The sequence below is a fragment of the Salinivibrio sp. AR647 genome, from assembly GCF_001995415.1.
GTDB classification, from domain to species: domain Bacteria; phylum Pseudomonadota; class Gammaproteobacteria; order Enterobacterales; family Vibrionaceae; genus Salinivibrio; species Salinivibrio costicola.
This window is the reverse complement of record NZ_MUFE01000005.1, coordinates 139,630-160,399: the sequence shown is the minus strand read 5'-3', so window position 1 is coordinate 160,399 and position 20,770 is coordinate 139,630. Positions and strand designations below refer to the sequence as shown.

Sequence of the window (20,770 nt, the reverse complement as noted above, 5' to 3'; positions counted from 1 at the left end):
ATCGTTATAAAGTGCAGAAGTGTAACAAAGGAAAGCCTAAAGCGTTAGGTAGGTCGACGCTGGGACGCACTCGTACCTACCTCTCTTATCATTCCATGCTTATCCGAGCCGATTCTCAAAGCGTTTTTGATTGTCAGTAGTGAACTCACGGTAGAGGGTCACCGACACGATCAATACCTCTTTGTGGGTATCTTCACTGACTTGGTTAATCACAAAGTAGTCAGCTTCTTCTTCTTTGACTCCACGCTCAACAAGACGAAGTACATCGTCTTGAATATTGCCCTCGATCTCGACATTCGCTGTTTTTTCGAAGTCACCAAAATCAAGGGTTGATTTGGCTATCAGTTCGGGGGCCGCAAGGGCTTGAAAAGACAGAAAAGAGGCGCATAACAGCACCGCAGAGAGAGCTTTTTTCATAATATATCGACACGTCGGTGGATTTGCTGACAACGTAACAAGGGTAGGATGACGCGTTGTCAGCGTGAAGTTAAATTAACGCTGAGGCAATCAGATTAGCGTGTGGCGTCTTCAATATCATCACTAAAGACATCATTGTGGCCCGCTATGTTGGGGCGATGATGCGCCGATGTATCATCAAGATAATCGGCTAGCAGGTCATCATCTGTTGGGATAACCTGATGCTGTAAACTGTTCATTTTTTCTCCTTGAGTGATCGTTAACCCATCACATATAGCAAGGCTAACGGCTCACTGTATCAATACCATGACATTCCTAGCGGCATTAAGACCTTCTCAACCTTTTGCGATTGGGTCAATCTATTTCGACGCCGACTCAATGTCGAAGCGCGCAACAATCGGGCAGTGGTCGCTGAGCCGGTATGTCATTACCTTGTGGTAGTCAAACTGATACTGAAAACTGTACTGCCATTGATTGGCAAGAGGCTCAGAGACCAAAACATGATCCACTAAGCGGCTGTACATCACCTGGTTCCAAGTTTGAGTGCGCCAATTGTAACGCCGTGCTTTACAGCGTGCTCGCACGTTTTTGGTGACGTTGACGATGTTGGGGGGATTGGCATCGATTTCAAGGCGATGAGCGTTAAATGTATGCCAAAATGGATCATTATTTTCTCCGATATAGCGATTAAAGTCGCCGGCAATGATAACGTTTTTATCATCACGAACCGCGAGCCATTCCGCGAGCGCTCTGAATTGTTGACTCAGTTTTTTACAGCTGCTTGTGCCTTGGCGTTGGTGAAAACATCCCGACTTGAGATGAACGGATAACAAGTGAATAGGTGCATGGCCAGGAGGCGTGATCACCACATAGGCGCCATAACGCAAAGAAGGGAGGCCAAACAGTCCGGGTAAGGCAATCTCACGAAAATCCTTCCGATCGTCCACCTGCCAACCTTTGCGCACGGCGATGCCAGTCAGCTGCTGACTGTGAGAAGAGGATTTGAGTTCTGCGTAACGGTCGGAAAAGTAATAGTTATATTTTTCTTTTGGTATCACACGGGCTAACGCCTCAGGGCTATCGACCTCCTGAAATGCCAACACGTCTGGAGAGATCTGCGCCAATATGGCCGCGAGTTGTAGGTAATCCTCTTCATGGCGAATACCAGCCCGTTGATCGGTCTTTAAGGTTAGCCATTCAAAATTCCATGTTGCTACCGTGAGTGCATAGCTTGGGGCAACATATAGCCCTAGCAGCACCCACAGTCCGACGCGTCGAAGCACGATTGCCCCTTACCTTAATCATTTGCTTTTCACCGTGATCCTACTGCAAATATTCAACGTGTAGGTGAGTTCGCGATCAAATTGCGGACAAGGTTTGATTTTCGCTAACAATTGCAACAAGACAGATCAGCAAATTGGAGAACAGATAGGCGTTTGAACGGCCGACTTTGGTTATTCGAAAGTTCGATGATCTGAGTCAACACAATCGATCCCGCATTTGCTATCTAATGCCACATCTTGTGTTTATGATGTTTTTATAATCCTATATATGGTGTGGAGGGCATATGCCAGCGGTAATTAAGCGCGACGGAACACGCGTCCCATTTGATGCAGATCGTATCGTTCAGGCGGTGACGTGTGCGCGAGAATCAGCGCAGTCGCTGCGTGACGTTGAATCATGCCCATTGACTGATGAGGTGATTCGTCGTTTAGCGGATACCATTGCGACGCAATTTGCTGGCGATGCCGAAGTAGATATCGATCACATCCAATATGCGGTAGAAGATGTGCTTATGGCTGGCCCGCATAAAGCGGTCGCGCGCGCGTACATTGAATACCGCCACGATAGAGACATTGCACGAGAGCGCCGAGGGCGATTGAATCATGAGGTACAAGGGTTGGTCGGTCAAACGAACACCGAGTTGCTGCATGAAAACGCCAATAAAGACAGCAAAGTTATTCCGACGCAACGCGATCTACTCGCGGGCATCGTGGCGAAGCATTACGCCAAACAGCACATGCTACCGAGCGCCGTTGTCCGCGCCCATGAATCCGGCGAAATTCATTACCACGATTTAGACTATGCGCCTTTCTTCCCCATGTTTAATTGCATGTTGATTGACTTAGCCGGCATGTTGCAAAAAGGCTTTAAAATGGGGAACGCAGAAATTGCCCCGCCTAAGTCGATTTCGACCGCCACAGCGGTGACGGCACAAATTATCGCGCAAGTGGCGAGTCATATATACGGTGGCACCACCATCAATCGTATTGATGAGGTGTTAGCGCCTTACGTTGAAGCAAGCTACCAAAAACATTTACTTGTGGCGCGAGAGTGGGCCATTGCTGAGCCCGAGGCATATGCGCGAGCAAGAACCGATAAAGAGTGCTTTGATGCGTTTCAATCGTTGGAGTATGAGGTAAACACCTTACATACGGCCAATGGGCAAACCCCGTTTGTTACGTTTGGGTTAGGGCTCGGTGAATCATGGTCTGCGCGTGCAGTACAACGTGCTATTTTAGCCAACCGTATTGCCGGTTTGGGCGAAAATCGCAAAACCGCTGTGTTCCCTAAATTGGTCTTTTGCATTCGCGAGGGCTTAAACCGACAGCCTGACGATCCGAACTATGACATCAAGCAACTTGCGCTTGAATGCGCCTCAAAACGAATGTATCCCGATATTCTCAATTATGACCAAGTTGTATCGGTCACCGGTTCGTTTAAAACCCCGATGGGCTGCCGAAGCTTCTTAAGTGACTATGAAGAAAACGGCGAATTGATCCATGAAGGGCGGAATAACTTGGGCGTGGTCAGTGTCAATTTACCCAGATTGGCGATTGAAGCAGAAGGGGATGAAGACGCCTTTTATGCGCGCCTCGATGCAACGTTAAATATTGCTCGTCAGGCACTCGATACCCGAATTGCGCGTTTTAAAGGGGTAAAAGCCCGCGTGGCGCCCATTTTATACATGGAAGGTGCATGTGGGATCCGCCTTAACCCAGATGATGAAGTCAGTGAGATTTTCAAACATGGCCGAGCATCGATTTCGCTAGGGTATATTGGCCTACACGAAACAATTAATGCCCTTTATGGCAGCACGCCGCATCTTTACGACAGCGTGGTCAAGCAAAAGAAAGCGAAAGCGATTGTCGCCTACTTGCATGATGCGACCGAGCGCTGGAAAGAAGAAACAGGCTATGGCTTTAGTTTGTATAGCACCCCGAGTGAGAACCTCTGTAGTCGTTTTTGCCAGCTTGATACGCAAGCCTTTGGTGTGCTTGAAGGGGTGACGGATAAGGGCTATTACACCAATAGCTTCCACCTCGACGTGGAAAAACAAGTCACACCTTACGATAAAATCGATTTCGAAATGGACTATCCACGCTTAGCCAATGGTGGCTTTATTTGCTATGGCGAGTACCCCAACATCCAGCACAATTTAGAAGCGTTGGAGAACGTCTGGGATTATAGCTACGATCGCGTGCCGTACTATGGCACCAATACGCCGATCGATGAATGCTATGAATGTGGGTTTACCGGCGAATTTGATTGCACCAGCAAAGGCTTTACCTGTCCGGCATGTGGTAATCACGACCCAGCGCGCGTGTCGGTGACTCGTCGCGTCTGTGGCTATTTGGGTAGCCCGGATACACGTCCATTTAACCCAGGTAAGCAGCAAGAAGTAATCCGCCGCGTTAAACATATGTAGGGAGTATATCGTGCATTATCACCAATATATCCCGGTCGATATTGTCAATGGGCCTGGGACGCGCTGCACTTTGTTTGTCTCAGGTTGTGAGCATCAATGTCGAGGCTGTTATAACAAAGCCACATGGCCGCTGAAAAGTGGCCACCTTTTCACTGATGTGATTAAAGATCAGATCATTCGTGATCTTCTCGATACAAGGATCCCGCGGCGCGGTTTATCGTTAAGTGGTGGCGATCCTTTGCATCCTGCTAACCTCGACGGTGTAAAAGAATTGTTACAAGAAGTGGTGTTAAGTGCCCCGGATAAAGACATTTGGTTGTGGACAGGCTACACGCTGGAACAATTATCCTCTGAGCAGCAAGAGGTGGTGGCGTTAATTGATGTGTTGATCGACGGCAAATTTATCCAAGCAGAGGCCGATCCAAACCTCGTATGGCGGGGGAGTGCCAACCAATGCGTACACTTTCTGTCCGAGCGTGCGCAACATCGACAAGAGAATCGCGGGTAAGAGGTTGCCAATTTTCCCGCATGGGGTAGGGTATAGCGTATCTTGAGCATCCAGGCTTAAAAGGACGTATTACTATGTTAGATCTGCTCTCGCCTGCCCAGCAGGATCCCATTCTCTCTTTGTCACTGGCTTATCGTGACGATCCGCGTGAGCATAAAATGGACTTAGGCATTGGCGTTTACCGTGATAGTCATGGTCAAACGCCAATTATGCAAGCCGTTAAAGCGGCACAACAATCCCTCGCGCAAACTCAGCAAACGAAAGCCTATGTTGGTCTGGCCGGCAATGAAAACTTCAATCAAGCTATGGTCGATCTCTTACTCAAAGGGACGGACGCATATGACCGTTGTGCCGCCGTGCAAACACCAGGTGCAAGTGGGGCGCTGCGTATGCTGGCCGATCTGATGAATCTCGCGAAGCCGGTGACTACCGTATGGTTGACAGACCCCAGCTATGTGAATCACAAGCCGGTGATGGAAGCGGCAGGCCTGACGGTGAAATTCTATCCGTATTTTAATCGTGAGACCAAAATGGTGGATGCCGATGCCATGCTGAATGCCTTATCACAGGCGGGCGCCGACGATGTGGTATTGTTACACGGTTGTTGTCATAACCCCACAGGTGCTGATATAAGCCTGAAGGAATGGGAAGCGATCACAGAGCTTGCGAATCGCAACGGATTTACCCCCTTTGTCGATATTGCCTATCAAGGCTTTGGTGATGGGGTAGAAGAAGATGCTCGGGGTTTGCGTCTTTTAGCCGATAATGTTGAAGAGCTATTAATTGCGACATCTTGCTCCAAGAGTTTTGGTTTGTATCGAGAGCGTACAGGCGCGGCGATTGTGGTGGGTAAATCTGCCCAAGAAGCGCAGAATGCGAAAGGGCGCATCATGCAACTGGCGCGCAGCACCTATACCATGCCACCGGATCACGGTGCCGCAATTGTCGAAACCATTTTGACGGATGATGCGCTTACGCAGCAATGGCGCAATGAAATTAAAGCCATGAACACCCGCATTAATGCCTTACGAGAAGGCTTGACGTCAGCCCTTCGCGATCGCACAGGTGACGGTTATTTTGATTTTATCCAACACCATCGTGGCATGTTTTCCGTACTTGGTTTGACTGGTGAGCAGATCCATCAGTTGCGAGACAAACACGGCGTCTATGCGGTAGGAGATAGCCGGATCAACATTGCTGGCCTGGCAGAGCGACACATCGATAGGTTGGCCGATGCGCTGGTGGATGTGACGTCATAAACAGTGATAATCACATAAAGGCATTAGCATACGCCCGTCGTACTTCGGTACGACGGGTTTTTTATAACTGCGTACACATAATGTGATGTCCCCCCACGCTTTTTTTACAACACAAGAATTTGGTGTCTTATACTCATACCTCTAAGCTGTAATTAAATAGGGAATGTTCATGCAACCGACTCGATCACCGTTTGCCACCATACAAGGTCGATACAGTATCGGATTGATCGTCTTTTTACTGATCGCGACGATCCTGACTGTTTTTAGCATACAGACATGGATTGCACCGACGCTAAAAAAAGAGGGAGAAGAAAGACTTAAGCTTAACCTGAATGAAGTGGGTCGCGATATTACCTTCGCTCTTCGTGAAGTAAAAGCGCAGCAGCGCGCCATTACGCAACTTATCCCAACCTTAACCAGCGCCCAAATCGATACCCAACTACCGCACCTTATTGATCAGTACGGCAACCCTCTGGTATTTGGAGGCGGTATATGGCCACTACCTAATAAACGCCTCGCGGGCGTTGATCGTGCCTCTACCTTTTATCACCGTGATGACAGCGGACAATTGGTTGAAAATACTTACTGGAATAGCGACGAGGCCCCAAATTATTACACCCAACCTTGGCATCGTGCGGGTCAAAATGCGCCTCGGGGAGCATGCGTTTGGGCCAATGCTTATAAAGATGGTGCCAGCGCTCAGCCTCGTACCAATTGTGCCATGGGGATTTATCAGCAAGGCAGCTTATATGGTGTAGCAACCATTGATGTCACCCTTGGCTTTTTTAACCAACTGGTCGCGGAAAAGCAAAAAGCCTTAGATGCCAACATTGCCATTGTGGAATCCGATGGCAAGATCCTTAGCCAAAGCCGTGGTGGTTTCACGCGTGACGATGTACTTAAATCGGTCTCACGTTTCAACACGCCTTTTGCCAAGGCTATTGATACGGCTCTAAATCAACAGACGCAGCGTTTGATCTTTGAAGGTAAAGACCAGGAGCAAACTTTATTGCTGTCGCCAGTCTCTGGTACGCCATGGACGCTGGTCGTCGCCAAGCCAACCTCGGCACTCACGGCGCTGAGCGATAAAATTCTCACCACCCTTGCTTGGATCCAGTTACCTCTGATCGGCTTATTGCTCGTGGTCATGCTCATTGCCTTTAAGCGACTTCATGGCCGATTTGCGACATTTAAGCAAAATGTGGATAGCTTATCTTCAGGCGATGCGGATCTCACACTACGATTGCCGACAAAAGGTAATGATGAGCTGGATAGCATCTCTCATTCAGTGAATGACTTCATCGCGTACTTGCAAGACTTAGTACAGAAAGTGATGAGCGCAAATCAAACCTGTTCGAACTATGTTGAGCAAATCAGTCATGATGCTAGCCAAACCTTATCGACATTAGATGCCCATGTAAGAGAAACAGAAGGCGTTGCTACCGCGATTAATCAGCTAAGTGCCTCTGCTTCTGATGTCGCGGAAAACGTTAATCAAAGCCATGATGTCACGCGTCAGATGCAATCAGAAGCCCAGCAAGCGCGTGAAGAGACGCAGGCATCGACACGCAGTGTCTTAGCCCTCGTCGATAACGTGGAAACCAGTGAGCAAAAAGTCGCGCAAATGCGAGAGCATACTAAAGCAATTGAATCGATTCTCGGCGTGATTGGTGATATTGCAGAACAGACTAACTTACTGGCCTTGAATGCGGCGATTGAAGCGGCTCGGGCGGGCGACCAGGGACGCGGTTTTGCGGTTGTCGCGGATGAAGTGAGAAACCTCGCCTCGCGGACGCAACAGAGCACCGGTGAAGTCGATAAGATGTTGGCACAGGTCAGTGACGCTGTGACACAGGCTAGTCAATCCATGCAGGAGACGAGAGAGCAGTGTGTCTCATCTTCAGAGAGTAGCCAACAGGTTGAGCAGCGGATTGAAACCATGACCCAATCAGTGACGCAGGTTGACGAGCTAAGCACGCAAATCGCCACGGCTGCCACCGAGCAAAGCCAGGTCACTGAAGATATTAGTCAAACCATGACGTCTATCCGTGATATCGTCGCCAAGCTGCATCAAAATGGGAAAACTACCGAGCAGCGAGCACATGATTTACAAGCGGCAAATACGGCGTTGCAACAATTAGTGGGGCAATTTAAAGTCTAGCTGCATCCTTGCCAAAGGGGCCGAATGCCCCTTTGGCATGTGACTTGTTGTTATGTCACGAATTGTATTAACGTTTGTTTTTGAGGTAACGCTTACGGCGGGCCTCTTTTTTAGCGGCTTTTTCTTCCTCTCGGCGGGCGTTGTCTTCTTCAACTTGCACCAGTTCGGTTTCAATCATGTCCGGTTTCTCTAACGTGAGGCCACCTAGCGCACCGGCGCGTAAATCATGCAACAGCACTTCCGAGGCTTTGTGCAAGTCAACCCGCCCTCCCGCGCGCAGACAACCGCGCTTGGCACCAATCGCTTCCATCAACTCAATGTCTGTGTCGGGTAATACATCAAGCTGATAGCGTTCTTGTAGCCGCTCGGGGTAGGCACTCGCCAAGTACTCCACGGTATAAAAAGCCACTTCGTCGTAGTCCATTGCTGTATCTTTCACAGCGCCGGTTGCCGCGAGACGAAAACCGCTATGTGGGTTCTCAACCTTTGGCCATAAAATTCCCGGTGTATCAGAGAGCACTACGCCGTTTTGCAAGTTAATCCGTTGCTGCTGGCGCGTCACAGCGGGCTGGTTACCTGTTTTTGCAATCACTCGACCAGCAAGGCTGTTAATGATGGTGGACTTGCCTACGTTAGGGATCCCCATGATCATTGAGCGAATATTTTTACCCATGGCTTCGCGATGAGGGGCCAGTGCGCGGCACCGTTCCATGATTCGATTGACTTCACTTTGCTGCTGCGTGGTGATCGCCATTGCTGAAACGCCTTGCTCTTGCTCCAAGTGGGCCATCCAAATATCTGTCATAGCCGGATCGGCAAGATCGCGTTTGTTCAGTACTTTGATCACTGGCTTGTCGCCACGCAGTGTGCGGATCAGAGGGTTTTCGCTACTAAAGGGGATGCGTGCGTCGAGCACTTCGATGATCACATCGATCTTAGGGACGACTTCTTCGATTTCCTTTCGAGCCTTGTGCATATGGCCCGGAAACCACTGGATCTTGTTGTTAACCATGTTTGTACAACCTTGCTGATGCGAATGCGCCAACGTCATACAAGTCAGTGGCGCGACAATGGCGCGCATCATACCACTTAACGGTATCGATGAGAAAAGCTGGGGTGTGCTACTAAATAATAACTACTTATCTTTCTTGCTCGGGCTCAACTGCTTATCACACCATTTTTCAATAGAGGGTGCGTATAAGGTGAACAGGCCAATGATCATGGCGATGGCGCAGATTACATAGATAGCTGTCATTACACCCCTCCTTATTGGTTAACTTTAGTATACACCTTGTTTAGCCTTTCCTCGGCCTCAAGTGCCGAGGATGGCCGTATTTTTAGGTTAGGTTGATGAAGATGGTTTGGTATCTGTATCAAACTGCTTGATCAGGACTGAGGTATCACTTCGACCGTATCCGCGTTGTTGCAGCTGCCTGTACTGTTGATCCACTTGCTCGGTTAAGGGAAGGTTCACGCCTAATTTGGCGGCTTCTTCTAAACAAAAGCCAAGATCTTTACGCATCCAATCAATCGCAAAACCAAAATCAAACTGATCCTGTGCCATGGTCGATGCGCGATTGTCCATTTGCCAGGAGCCCGCGGCACCGTGCTTAATGGCATTGATCATTTTTTCGATATCGAGATCAGCGGATTGCGCGAAGGTGAGTGCCTCGGATAAGCCTTGTAAGACGCCGGCAATACATATTTGGTTGGCCATTTTACAGCGCTGGCCGCTACCATTTGGCCCAATATGCTCAATCGCACTGGCGTAAACAGTCATCACAGGTTCAGCATGACGAAATACAGCAGGATCGCCACCCGCCATAATAGTAAGTTTGCCGTTTTCGGCGCCCGCTTGACCTCCGGAGACAGGCGCATCCAAAAAGTGAATACCTTGTCGGTTACACACGTCGGCAAGTTCAGTCGCCAGCTCTGCAGAGGTGGTAGTGTGATCCACCAAGGTACTGCCTTTTTTCATATTGGCCAGCACACCAATGTCGCCATAGACCACACTGCGTACGTCATCATCGTTACCTACGCACATAAAGACAATGTCAGCGTCAGTGACTGCCTCAGCAGGGGTACATCCACTCTGTCCTTGATAGGTTGTACACCAGCTTTCGGCCTTGCCGGGGGTTCGGTTGTAAACCCGGGTTGGGTAGCCGTTACGTTGCAGGTGGCCGGCCATCGAAAATCCCATCACGCCGAGGCCAATAAAAGCCACTTTGGTCTTGTTCACTTGCATATCGTCACGCTTCCCTGTTGTGGATTAGGTAGTAATCTATCAAAAACTTAACCTTTCTTGTATATGTCAATGTTAAGCTTGTATCATCTTCTTTTGTGTTGTGGCACGGATTATTATGACAGCACGACAACCATTCTCATTAACCATCGCGCATATTAACGATACGCACTCACACTTTGAGTCTACGCCTGTCTCGCTCAGCTTAGATAGCGAAGACACACGGGTATATGCCAATTGCGGTGGATTCGCACGCATTGCATCGGCGGTGAAGCACTTTCGTCATCAGGCTGAACAAAATCAGCACGGCTTTCTGTTTCTGCACGCCGGTGATTGCTTCCAGGGCTCGCTGTATTATTCCTTGTTTAAAGGAAAAGCAAATGCCGACATGCTTAATCGCCTTGGGATCGACGCGATGGCCATCGGTAATCATGAACTGGATCAAGGCAATGGGCCCGTTGCCGATTTTCTCGATGATATTAAGTTTCCTTTACTTGCCGGTAATTGGCATGTGGATGATGAAGCAAAAGACAAGCAAAAACGGGTAAGCGATAAGCCTAGCTTGATGCCATACCTGCCAGAGCACGCACGTGCGAGCACCCTGATCAAAACCTACGCGGGCCATCAGGTTGGTCTGTTTAGCTTGGCGGTTGAGCAAATGGCGGCACTGGCACATCCCGATCACGATACGCCGTTTTTGCCTGCCACCCAGATAGCTAAAAATACGGTGGCGTATTTGCGTGCTCAAGGGGTCAACACCATTATTTTGTTAAGCCACCTTGGTTATGACAAAGACAAGGCACTCGCAGCAGCAGTCAAAGGCATTGATGTGATTGTGGGAGGGCACACACATGTCTTACAAGGCGATTTTCAAAATATTGGTCTCGAGGCCCAAGATCCATACGGGTATCAAGTTAATGATACTTGGATTGTGCAAGCCGGGTGCCATGCGCAATCTATTGGCCGTTTTACGTTATCCATCGATGAAAAAGGTCGGCCAACAGCCTTTAATGGTCAAAATTACGTGCTGCTTGGACGCAGTTTGGCGATGGATGCGTCGCGCGAGCAGCAATTAACCGCCACTTCTTATCAAGCGGCGCGCGACTATCTGAATAGTCAGTCGAATGTACTCATTTTGCCGAGTGATTTAGATCTAAAACACCACTTGCAACAGACGTATCGTCCACAAGTGGCACAATTAGAGCGTGATATTGTCACGCATGTGCCTGAGCGTTTACGCCATGTTCGCGTCCCTGACGGCGAAGGCAGTAGCGACGTGGCTCCTTTGGTCACCGAGAGTTTTCTTTGGGCGGCGCGTGAGCAAGGGATTGATGCGGAGTTTGCGATACATAATGCGGGAGGGGTTCGAGTTGGATTGAACGCTGGCCCGCTTTCTGCTGCATTAATTGCCGGTACACTGCTGCCGTTTGCGATCGACGTGATCGCGTATCGAGTGACAGGCGAACAAATCCGCAGCGCGTTAGAAGGGGCAATCAACAACGCGACCAACAATGGCGTTGCTGGCCTTGGGACCGGCAGTTTCCCGTATTGTGCCGCTATCCGTTATCGTTATGAAGCGTGGCGCCCGATGGGGCAGCGCATCACCCAATTAGAAATCAAACGGGGTGAGCATTGGGTGGCGATGGACGATGCGCACCGATATACCGGTGTGTCCTCATCTTATACGGCACAAGGTAAAGAGGGCTATGACGCACTGCAGACAGGCCGTCGTCGCTCAATTGGTTTATCAATGGCGGAGTGTTTTATTCGGTATGCACGGCAGCAAAACGCACTCGCGCTCCCGAGCCAGCCTTTAGTGTGTTATTTGAGTACACCCGATCAGACACAAACCTGTTGGGGTCAATAACTTGGCCCATCCTTTGCTTATTCATCGATAGGTTGCACGTTCGGCATAACGTTGCCGTTAGATTAAGTTTGGGTCGTTATTGTCGATAACAGTAATAGGTGACCTGAATGTAGCCATACTATCGAAAGGTGAAGGTGATGGAAAAACGTGATTGGTTTGATGTGGGGTTGATTAGCTTTTGGCTGATAGCTTGGGCATCTTTGGTTTATTTTGTACCGGTTGTATAAACGAGCCGCGCTAGGGCACCTGCGTGTCAGCGCGATGCGCGTGACGTATGGCCCAGCGAACCAAAAGAGGCTGTAGGTAAATGGGTAACTGAATGGCACCGATTAAGGGTAAAAATACCGGGCCAAGTGCGACGCCGGCAACGGTATAGGTCAGTAATACATTGCGATTTACGGCGGTCACCGCGGCGATCATACTGGCTGCTTGTCCTTGTCGCCGGTATAAACCGAAGGCAATGGTAAAAAAAAGCATGCAAATTGCGACTGAAATTGCTAACAGTTCTAGGGCATACGCTTGATCGTTTTGCCAGGTTTCTCCAAATGGCCCCACCAGCCCCAAAGGAAAGCTAAACACCAGCACAATAGTAAACTGTGCGAGCTTGCCGTGAATGCGTTTGAGTTTTTCGGGCTTGACCAGCGCGTGAAAAATCGCGGCGAACGCCATGGGCCCGAAAATAAATACCGCTAATCGAATCACGTAGCTTTGTAAATCCAGTGAAAAAGCATCACCACTGAATATTGTTAAATTGACGAATAAGACAACTGGCATCAGCAACGTTGAAGCGATGGTGTAGGCCATGGCGATCAGCGCGTCCATGCCTAACGAACGGATAATGGCGGGTGTGGCAAACAAGGAGCCGGTTGCGCAGATCCCACTAATCGCGAGTAATAACCCTGTCGATGCGCCCAATAACCAAGCGATCGAACAGGTTATCAGCGTTAATACCACCGCATGAATAAATGCATATACCCACACTTGCCACTGGCCGAGTGCTTTTACCAGTAAACCTTGGTGGATGCCAAGCAGTGTAAATAGCATCAGCGCAAATAAAACATAGGGAAGAAAAGGAAACAACGCTAGCGATACCGCTGGAAATGCAAAGCCAATCAGCGCAGCAATAAAAAGAAAGATCGCAGAGTGTCGGGCTAGAAACGCAAGCATGGTCAACACCTTAGTGACATGTGTAACATTGATGTTATCAGGTTTTAATCGATAATCGAGCGATAAATCGCCATTCTTAATAAGTAAGACACGGCTATGTGCAAGTGACAAGGTATCGCATGGGTGTGGAGACGGCTTTCAAACAAAATAAATATAATAACAGCTCAGAGGCACGTAAAAGCAAATAGTCGCTTTTTTAACCGTAAGTTAACATGATTTTCTGATTAGCGATTGCTTGCTTTTCGGATTACAAAAACTAATCCTATGCTTTAATTTTCATCAATTTATCATTGTGGGTTAGCCACCTATACTACGCGCCGAGTGATTCAGAAAATAAAGCGAGGATCGTATGACGACTGCAACGGTTAATATGACACGTTCACGTCGATCTTACGCGGTAACTATCAAAGGACTGATCGCTCATGCCATGGATGTGTTGTTTACCCGCAGCACGCAAGCACCTGCTTATGATGCAAGCCGTTTACCGGCGCATTTGCAGCGTGATATCGGCATAAACCGATAAGACGACAAAACGTAGACAGAACGCGAAACGCCACATCATCGAGATGTGGCGTTTTTTTATTTGTGGTTTAATCACCCTTGGCATTAACCAATCATATATTGCTTGATTTGTCCGAGCTGAAAGATAAAAAGGAGTAAAGAAAGATGGGATGGTTTTCCGCACTTTTTTCTGGTGGTCAATCGAAACAAGCTAAAGCGACTGTGACCCCAACAGATTACAAAGGCTATTTGATTTACCCCGAAGCGACCGCAGAAAGCGGCCAGTACCGTGTATGCGGGCGTATTTGCAAAGAAATCGATGAACAGGTGATGACCCATCACTTTATCCGTTCTGATCTATTGGGAAATCAAGACGATGCAAATAGCTTGATGATCACAAAGGCCAAAATGATGATTGACCAGAATGGCGACAAGATTTTTGCGCGTGGCGGTTAGGCGATGCTGAGCGATACCAAAATTAATGCATAACTATGAACAATAAAAACAGATAAAGTGTCGATTGGATCACATTTATACCCTAATGGCGATCCTCGCCCTGTGGTGATTAAGGAATAAACTCGTTAAGTTAAGGCTGTTGCGTTGCTAAGCACAAAATTACTGACCCCCGCAACTGAGTGAATAATGGGTAAAACCGTTTTCAATACGAATTTAGTCAGTGAATGTCTCTCAGGTGGTACTCACCTGTGACGATTAAAAAATTTTTTATAATCCAACATTCAGGGAATAGCTATGCAGATTGGTGTTCCAAAAGAGAGGCTCGTTAATGAAACGAGGGTAGCTGCGACGCCAAAGTCGGTGGAACAGCTTATCAAACTCGGTTTTGACGTAGTGGTAGAAAAGGGAGCGGGCGAAAAAGCAAGCTTCGAAGATACTGCGTACGAACTTGCCGGGGCGACCATTGTTGATACGGATGCCGTTTGGCAGTCTGAGGTCATATTTAAAGTCAACGCACCGGGTGTGATTGAACAAACCGGTCAAGATGAAGTGGAACGACTACAAGCAGGCACCACGCTTGTCAGCTTTATCTGGCCTGCCCAAAACGAAGAGCTGCTTGAGCGATTATCGGCGCGCAATGTTAATGTGATGGCGATGGATGCCGTGCCGCGGATTTCTCGTGCACAATCTTTAGACGCGCTAAGCTCGATGGCAAACATTGCGGGCTATCGCGCTATTGTCGAAGCGGCCCACGAATTTGGCCGTTTCTTTACCGGGCAAATCACCGCGGCCGGTAAAGTACCGCCTGCCAAGGTATTTGTTGCCGGTGCCGGGGTGGCAGGTCTGGCTGCGATTGGCGCTGCCGGGAGCCTAGGTGCCATTGTTCGTGCCTTTGATGTTCGCCCAGAGGTGAAAGAACAAGTTGAAAGCATGGGCGCTGACTTTCTTGAAGTGGACTTCAAACAAGACAGTGCAGGCAGCAGTGATGGCTATGCCAAAGAGATGTCGGATGAATTCAATCAGGCTGCGCAAAAGCTCTATGCGCAACAAGCAGAAGATGTCGATATTATCGTCACCACGGCGCTGATCCCTGGTAAACCTGCGCCAACGCTGATTACCAAAGAGATGGTAGACAGCATGAAATCCGGGAGTGTGATTGTTGATTTGGCAGCCGCCAATGGTGGCAACTGTGAGTACACCGAAAAAGACCAAGTCATCACCACGCCAAATGGGGTCAAAGTGATTGGCTATACCGATATGGTAGGGCGCTTGCCGACTCAGTCATCACAACTGTATGCCACTAACTTGGTTAACCTCACCAAACTGCTTTGCAAAGAAAAAGACGGCAATATTGCCATTGATTTTGACGATGTAGTCGTACGTGGCGTCACCGTTATTAAAGAAGGCGAAGTGACGTGGCCTGCACCGCCGATTCAAGTGTCGGCACAACCGAAAGCGGAACCTAAACCCGAACCTGCACCGAAAGCAGAGGCGAAAAAAACGTCACGGGCAACCAAGTATGGCTTAATGGCCGCCGGGTTGGGGGCGTTTGGCTGGGTAGCCAACTACGCCCCAAGTGAGTTCCTTTCTCATTTGACCGTGTTTGTGCTTGCCTGTGTTGTAGGCTACTACGTGGTCTGGAATGTAACCCATGCGCTACACACGCCACTGATGTCCGTCACCAATGCGATTTCAGGCATCATTATCGTCGGGGCGCTATTGCAAGTAGGACAAGGGATCGGTTTTGTTACCTTCCTCTCCTTCATTGCCGTGTTGATCGCCAGTATCAATATTTTTGGCGGCTTTACTGTTACAAAGCGCATGCTTGAAATGTTCCGTAAAGGGTAAGGAGAAAGAATGTCTGAAGGATTGGTACAAGCTGCGTATATTGTTGCCGCACTCTGTTTCATTCTGAGTTTGGCTGGGCTCTCAAAGCAAGAGTCTGCGCGTGCCGGCAACTACTACGGGATTACCGGGATGGCCATCGCGCTGGTGGCGACGATTTGGGGTCCCGATGTTCAAGGCGTTGGTTGGATTATACTCGCGATGGTCATTGGCGGCGCGATTGGTATTTACTACGCCAAACGGGTTGAGATGACCGAAATGCCGGAGCTGGTGGCGATGCTGCACAGTTTTGTCGGCCTGGCGGCGGTATTAGTCGGTTTTAACACCTATATTGATCATCCACCGCTGACTGGTGCGATGCTTAATATTCACTTAGTTGAGATCTTCTTAGGCGTGTTTATCGGTGCAGTGACTTTCACCGGGTCGATTGTCGCCTTTGGTAAACTGCGTGGCGTGATCTCATCGAAAGCGCTGGCGTTACCGCATCGTCATAAGCTTAACCTTGCCGCCGTCGTGGTTTCCTTTTTGCTGTTGATCAACTTCGTCAATGCCGAAGGCTCCACGTTCGCACTCATTGTGGTGACGCTCATCGCGCTAGCCTTTGGTTATCACCTTGTTGCCTCGATTGGCGGTGCAGACATGCCGGTTGTGGTGTCTATGCTGAACTCGTATTCCGGTTGGGCAGCGGCAGCGGCAGGCTTTATGCTGGCGAACGATCTACTGATCGTCACGGGGGCATTGGTTGGCTCATCGGGTGCCATTTTGTCTTACATCATGTGTAAGGCCATGAACCGCTCATTCATTAGTGTGATTGCTGGTGGCTTTGGTTCAGATGGCACCGCGTCATCGGGTGATGAAGAGGTCGGTGAATACCGCGAGAGTACCGCTGAAGAAGTCGCAGAAATGCTAAAAGACTCCAACAGTGTTGTGATCGCACCCGGCTATGGTATGGCCGTTGCGCAAGCGCAATATCCTGTTTACGAAGTAACAGAAAAACTGCGTAATATGGGCATTGACGTGCGATTCGCGATTCACCCCGTTGCAGGGCGTTTGCCTGGGCATATGAATGTGTTGCTCGCAGAAGCGAAAGTCCCCTATGACATCGTATTAGAGATGGATGAAATTAATGATGATTTCCCAGATACGGATACGGTACTGGTGATCGGAGCCAACGATACGGTTAACCCCGCCGCAATGGATGACCCGTCTAGTCCCATTGCGGGGATGCCCGTACTTGAAGTCTGGAATGCTAAAAATGTAGTGGTCTTTAAACGCTCAATGAATACCGGCTATGCTGGGGTGCAAAACCCATTGTTCTTTAAAGACAACAGCACCATGCTCTTTGGCGATGCGAAACAAAGTGTCGAGGCTATTTCTAAAGCGCTATAGTTAAATTCAAAGGCACTATAGTTGAACTCTGGGACGCTATTATTTTAAAGAGCTCGTCCTTCAAAAGAGCCAGTGATTCAGCTGGCTCTTTTTTTGTGCACGATCGCCGGCGCTGGATGTGAGTAAAAGCTATCTTGCCTAATAGCTATCTTGCTTAAAAGGCCATCTTGCGTAATAGCTATCTTGCATCCTGACAGTCTGAACTTACAATGCACTGACATTATTTATAGGTTTGGTGGTAAGCTGTCACTATGCGAATTCTGCTGCTAATTATTTTTACGTTGACAGCTTGGCCAGCGATGGCGGCGAGTACATTTTCAGAGCAAATGACTGCGTTCCGTGCTCAGTTACTGTTGGCGGATCCTGTTGCTCGTTATAACCTCATCGGTATTAACCGTGCTTTTCCACGTGTGTTGCTCAGTCCAGAGAGCCTATTGCCACAGACGGCGCGCTACCCGTTAAAAGATATTCGCCGCTTGTATCAGGCTGCGCAAAAGTGTCAAGGACCTTGGCCAGTGAATCCGCAAGTGACAGAGCCTTTGGTGTTTACTCGTGCCATGTGTAATAACACCCAGCTTCCGGTTGCTTGGTTTTCTCGCTCTGGGTTTATTCATCCAGGTGGCGGGAGCTATGCGGCCAAATACGCGGAGAAATATCCAGCGCGACGCAGCGAGCTTGTGCGCTTTTTTCATATCCAAGAGCGACCCAAAGCCGAACCTGACAGTTTACTCGGTCGACTGCAAAGAATGGATTCATCAGCCGTCGAGGCATTGAATAGCGGCGCTAAAACCTTGGTCAGTCAAAATGAAATGTGGATCCGTGTGGGCAGCTATTACCATTTGTATGCCGCGCAGCAATGGCAACCTCTTGTTGCTGAATTTGATTTACACCTTAGGCCTCGGGGGGAGCAAGATTTTTGTTTGGCCCGTGTGGGGAACATTTGTTGGAATGAAGAAAAAGCGCCTAGCTATTGGCCTTATCTTGTCGGCGCGCTGATTATCATCAACCTGGTTGCCCTCGGTGGTTGGGGATTTAACCGATGGACGGTACAGCGTCGGTTGATGCAAGAGCGTATGCTGGTATTACAAATATTGACGCACGAGTTACGTACCCCCATTGCCAGCTTGTCGATGACGGTTGAGGGGTTTCGGCGTAAATTCGATACGTTACCAGAGCCCTTTTATGATGAGTTTCGTCGTTTGTGTGAAGATTCAAGGCGTCTAAAACAGCTGGCGGAAGCGAGTAAGGATTACTTGCAGTCGAATCAAAAGCCATTGGGCAAAGAAACGATTCCGTCTATCGAAGAATGGTTAGGATACATTTGTGAAGAACATCAAGTGACGCTTCAGGTGAGTCAAGATGGCGCGGTGCGGGCCAATGTCTATTGGTTGACGACATCATTGAACAATTTGATTGCCAATGCGGTCAAATATGGTGTCGCCCCGGTTGAAGTGCATGCAAAGGTATCAGCGGATCGTTTCACCATTGCAATATGCGACCAAGGCGATCTGACCGCCAAGGATTGGAAGCACATACGTAAACCCTTTGTCAGCCAAAGCGGTCTTGGGCTCGGGCTGACGATCGTAGAATCGATGATTGAGAGAATGGGGGGCAAGTTAATCCTTTCTGGTCCACCCACCACATTTACTTTGGAGATTCATTGTGACGCAACCGACGTTACTTCTGGTTGAAGATGATGCCAATCTAGCAGACGGCTTATTGGCAAGTTTGGAGCAAGCGGGCTACCAGTGTTTATATGCTGATAGTGCGACGAAAGTTGCTGAGTTATGGCGTGATGCGGATCTTGTCATCTTGGACCGCCAACTGCCTGAAGGCGACTCAATCGAATGGCTCGCGGATTGGAATAAACTCAAAACCGTGCCAGTGATCTTGTTGACAGCCATGGTGTCCGTGCGTGATCGCGTTGGCGGGTTAGACTCGGGCGCTACCGATTATATCACTAAACCCTTTGCCGAAGCAGAGCTGCTCGCGCGCGTGCGTGTCCATCTTCGTCACCCTGTCGGAGAAGCGGAAATATCGAGTGACGATCTCGTGATCAATGAGGTGAGAATCGATACCGCGAGTCGTGCAGTCTTTTGTGGTGACCAAGAGATGACATTGACACGCACTGAGTTTGACTTGTTGCATTTCCTCGCCAAAAACGCAGGGCGTGTATTTACGCGTGATGAATTGCTCGATCAAGTGTGGGGGTATAACCATTATCCTACCACGCGTACGGTTGACACCCATATATTACAACTACGCCAGAAGCTGCCCTCGGTGAATATCGAGACGCTACGTGGCGTCGGCTATCGCATGAAGGCATGATGAAAACGCGCGCTCTCTTTGGACTATTAGCAACTATGCTGGGTGCTGGTGGCGCGCAGGCCGCGTGGTTTAACGGCAATGACGCGTTAACCAGTGCCCATCAGCGCCTATTAAATGGAAAAACCGCAGCCAGTGTAGAGGCCATGATTGAAGCCTGGCAGCAACCCAATCTTTCTGCTGCCAAGCAGGATCATCTCGCTCAGCTGCTTGCGCTCGCGATCACGGAGGACTGTGGGCGCAGTTTAAGCCAAAAGACATTGCCTGATTGGTTGAGCAATATATCTGTGCGTCGCGAAACGGTCCAAACCACGAGTCGGGTGTATTATCGGCTCCAAGTGTCAGGGGAGTCGCAAACGGGGGTGAATGCACTCACGTTAAAAAAATGGCCGGATAAAACGGTGATGCATGGTGAGTTCTCTCCGGCGCAGCAACACGGTTGGCGTTTGATCAAAGATGGCCTTTCCGATCCTATTTCCCAAGGTCTTTATCAACTCACAGCAGAGTCAGTATCAGGCCATACGTGGTCGAGTTGGTTGCTTCTGACCCAGCCTCAGCCACGTCAAACATTGAGCTGGAAAGATACCCGAAGCTGGCACATTGCCCCTTTTGATGATTTTAACTCAACCTGTCAACGGCCCTTTCTGAGCCTTAACCTGTATCCGCACAATCAACCGGATGGTGCCCCGATCTGGTCTGCTGAAAAGCATAAGCGGCTTCCTACTCAGCTGCCAATGTTAGATGTGCCTAATGGTCAATACTGGTTTAGTGTTGCCCTGATTGAACGGCGCTGGCAGGGCGCGCTGTCAATTGAAGAAGTTCAGCGTATCGGCCGGGCGATTGATTTACCGGATTTGGATCCTGACGCTTTAAATAGAATGGCGCCGAGCCGCTCGGACAAACAAAGTGACGAATAAATAGACA

At 49.1% G+C, this 20,770-nt stretch carries 18 protein-coding genes; 12 read left to right on the top strand and 6 right to left on the bottom strand.

The genetic code is table 11. The features are described from left to right. Positions 1-99: 99 nt before the first annotated feature. The 3 genes from BZG76_RS07535 to BZG76_RS07530 form a co-directional block, all read right to left on the bottom strand. Positions 100-417 carry a hypothetical protein gene (locus BZG76_RS07535; RefSeq protein WP_077460778.1) on the bottom strand — a complete coding sequence of 106 codons (318 nt, stop codon included), beginning with the start codon at positions 415-417 and terminating at the stop codon, positions 100-102. A 95-nt stretch (positions 418-512) separates the two neighbouring features. Further along, positions 513-656 carry a hypothetical protein gene (locus BZG76_RS15355; protein ID WP_158009982.1) on the bottom strand — a complete coding sequence of 48 codons (144 nt, stop codon included), beginning with the start codon at positions 654-656 and terminating at the stop codon, positions 513-515. A 120-nt stretch (positions 657-776) separates the two neighbouring features. After that, entirely contained in the window at positions 777-1,700 is a 924-nt protein-coding gene (locus BZG76_RS07530; RefSeq protein WP_158011334.1) for an endonuclease/exonuclease/phosphatase family protein, read from the bottom strand. 284 nt (positions 1,701-1,984) lie between these two features. Between BZG76_RS07530 and nrdD the strand changes: the two genes are divergently transcribed. From nrdD to BZG76_RS07510, 4 genes are all read left to right on the top strand, one after another. Beyond that, the gene (gene nrdD / locus BZG76_RS07525; RefSeq protein WP_077460776.1) at positions 1,985-4,126 is read left to right on the top strand and encodes an anaerobic ribonucleoside-triphosphate reductase; all 2,142 of its coding nucleotides are present in this window, start codon (positions 1,985-1,987) and stop codon (positions 4,124-4,126) included. A 10-nt stretch (positions 4,127-4,136) separates the two neighbouring features. Further along, entirely contained in the window at positions 4,137-4,634 is a 498-nt protein-coding gene (gene nrdG, locus BZG76_RS07520) for an anaerobic ribonucleoside-triphosphate reductase-activating protein (RefSeq protein ID WP_077460775.1), read from the top strand. 74 nt (positions 4,635-4,708) lie between these two features. Continuing rightward, positions 4,709-5,893: an amino acid aminotransferase gene (locus BZG76_RS07515; RefSeq protein WP_077460774.1), complete on the top strand. Its 1,185-nt coding sequence runs from the start codon at positions 4,709-4,711 to the stop codon at positions 5,891-5,893. A 169-nt stretch (positions 5,894-6,062) separates the two neighbouring features. Then, entirely contained in the window at positions 6,063-8,054 is a 1,992-nt protein-coding gene (locus tag BZG76_RS07510) for a methyl-accepting chemotaxis protein (protein ID WP_077460773.1), read from the top strand. A gap of 67 nt (positions 8,055-8,121) precedes the next feature. Here BZG76_RS07510 and ylqF read toward each other — a convergent pair whose 3' ends face one another. Both ylqF and BZG76_RS07500 read right to left on the bottom strand, forming a co-directional pair. Further along, positions 8,122-9,066 carry a ribosome biogenesis GTPase YlqF gene (gene ylqF, locus BZG76_RS07505; RefSeq protein ID WP_025744796.1) on the bottom strand — a complete coding sequence of 315 codons (945 nt, stop codon included), beginning with the start codon at positions 9,064-9,066 and terminating at the stop codon, positions 8,122-8,124. A gap of 330 nt (positions 9,067-9,396) precedes the next feature. After that, positions 9,397-10,293 (bottom strand): NAD(P)-dependent oxidoreductase, encoded by an 897-nt coding sequence (locus BZG76_RS07500; RefSeq protein WP_025744797.1) that lies wholly within the window; start codon positions 10,291-10,293, stop codon positions 9,397-9,399. A 121-nt stretch (positions 10,294-10,414) separates the two neighbouring features. On the opposite strand from BZG76_RS07500, the gene BZG76_RS07495 reads away from it, so the two are divergent. After that, on the top strand, positions 10,415-12,163 hold the full coding sequence (locus tag BZG76_RS07495; protein WP_077460772.1) for a bifunctional metallophosphatase/5'-nucleotidase: 1,749 nt from the start codon (positions 10,415-10,417) through the stop codon (positions 12,161-12,163). Positions 12,164-12,400: 237 nt separating this feature from the next. On the opposite strand, the gene BZG76_RS07490 is transcribed toward BZG76_RS07495, so the two are convergent. After that, positions 12,401-13,330, bottom strand: coding sequence for a hypothetical protein (locus BZG76_RS07490; RefSeq protein WP_198532309.1), 930 nt, complete (start codon positions 13,328-13,330; stop codon positions 12,401-12,403). 349 nt (positions 13,331-13,679) lie between these two features. Between BZG76_RS07490 and BZG76_RS15425 the strand changes: the two genes are divergently transcribed. From BZG76_RS15425 to BZG76_RS07460, 7 genes are all read left to right on the top strand, one after another. Next, positions 13,680-13,853, top strand: a complete 174-nt coding sequence (locus BZG76_RS15425) for a hypothetical protein (RefSeq protein WP_021023852.1) — start codon at positions 13,680-13,682, stop codon at positions 13,851-13,853. A gap of 143 nt (positions 13,854-13,996) precedes the next feature. Further along, positions 13,997-14,287 carry an HlyU family transcriptional regulator gene (locus tag BZG76_RS07485; protein WP_021023851.1) on the top strand — a complete coding sequence of 97 codons (291 nt, stop codon included), beginning with the start codon at positions 13,997-13,999 and terminating at the stop codon, positions 14,285-14,287. A 294-nt stretch (positions 14,288-14,581) separates the two neighbouring features. Beyond that, positions 14,582-16,135 carry a Re/Si-specific NAD(P)(+) transhydrogenase subunit alpha gene (locus BZG76_RS07480; protein ID WP_077460771.1) on the top strand — a complete coding sequence of 518 codons (1,554 nt, stop codon included), beginning with the start codon at positions 14,582-14,584 and terminating at the stop codon, positions 16,133-16,135. 9 nt (positions 16,136-16,144) lie between these two features. Next, entirely contained in the window at positions 16,145-17,521 is a 1,377-nt protein-coding gene (gene pntB, locus BZG76_RS07475; RefSeq protein ID WP_077460770.1) for a Re/Si-specific NAD(P)(+) transhydrogenase subunit beta, read from the top strand. 251 nt (positions 17,522-17,772) lie between these two features. After that, on the top strand, positions 17,773-19,212 hold the full coding sequence (locus tag BZG76_RS07470) for an ATP-binding protein (protein WP_077460769.1): 1,440 nt from the start codon (positions 17,773-17,775) through the stop codon (positions 19,210-19,212). Further along, entirely contained in the window at positions 19,184-19,849 is a 666-nt protein-coding gene (locus BZG76_RS07465) for a response regulator transcription factor (RefSeq protein ID WP_077460768.1), read from the top strand. The genes BZG76_RS07470 and BZG76_RS07465 overlap by 29 nt, the downstream gene beginning before the upstream one ends. Next, a complete protein-coding gene (locus BZG76_RS07460; protein WP_241824060.1) occupies positions 19,849-20,763 on the top strand; it encodes a DUF2861 family protein in 915 nt (304 codons plus the stop codon). The genes BZG76_RS07465 and BZG76_RS07460 overlap by 1 nt, the downstream gene beginning before the upstream one ends. Positions 20,764-20,770: the final 7 nt, after the last annotated feature.

What these genes read in the sequence shown, in the direction of transcription:
- BZG76_RS07515 (WP_077460774.1), top strand. Translation starts at nt 4,709, where the DNA reads ATGTTAGATCTGCTCTCGCCTGCCCAGCAGGATCCCATTCTCTCTTTG.
- pntB (WP_077460770.1), top strand. Translation starts at nt 16,145, where the DNA reads ATGTCTGAAGGATTGGTACAAGCTGCGTATATTGTTGCCGCACTCTGT.
- nrdD (WP_077460776.1), top strand. Translation starts at nt 1,985, where the DNA reads ATGCCAGCGGTAATTAAGCGCGACGGAACACGCGTCCCATTTGATGCA.
- BZG76_RS07470 (WP_077460769.1), top strand. Translation starts at nt 17,773, where the DNA reads ATGCGAATTCTGCTGCTAATTATTTTTACGTTGACAGCTTGGCCAGCG.
- BZG76_RS15355 (WP_158009982.1), bottom strand. Translation starts at nt 656, where the DNA reads ATGAACAGTTTACAGCATCAGGTTATCCCAACAGATGATGACCTGCTA.
- BZG76_RS07490 (WP_198532309.1), bottom strand. Translation starts at nt 13,330, where the DNA reads ATGCTTGCGTTTCTAGCCCGACACTCTGCGATCTTTCTTTTTATTGCT.
- BZG76_RS07495 (WP_077460772.1), top strand. Translation starts at nt 10,415, where the DNA reads ATGACAGCACGACAACCATTCTCATTAACCATCGCGCATATTAACGAT.
- BZG76_RS07485 (WP_021023851.1), top strand. Translation starts at nt 13,997, where the DNA reads ATGGGATGGTTTTCCGCACTTTTTTCTGGTGGTCAATCGAAACAAGCT.
- BZG76_RS07480 (WP_077460771.1), top strand. Translation starts at nt 14,582, where the DNA reads ATGCAGATTGGTGTTCCAAAAGAGAGGCTCGTTAATGAAACGAGGGTA.
- BZG76_RS15425 (WP_021023852.1), top strand. Translation starts at nt 13,680, where the DNA reads ATGACGACTGCAACGGTTAATATGACACGTTCACGTCGATCTTACGCG.
- BZG76_RS07460 (WP_241824060.1), top strand. Translation starts at nt 19,849, where the DNA reads ATGAAAACGCGCGCTCTCTTTGGACTATTAGCAACTATGCTGGGTGCT.
- BZG76_RS07535 (WP_077460778.1), bottom strand. Translation starts at nt 417, where the DNA reads ATGAAAAAAGCTCTCTCTGCGGTGCTGTTATGCGCCTCTTTTCTGTCT.
- ylqF (WP_025744796.1), bottom strand. Translation starts at nt 9,066, where the DNA reads ATGGTTAACAACAAGATCCAGTGGTTTCCGGGCCATATGCACAAGGCT.
- BZG76_RS07510 (WP_077460773.1), top strand. Translation starts at nt 6,063, where the DNA reads ATGCAACCGACTCGATCACCGTTTGCCACCATACAAGGTCGATACAGT.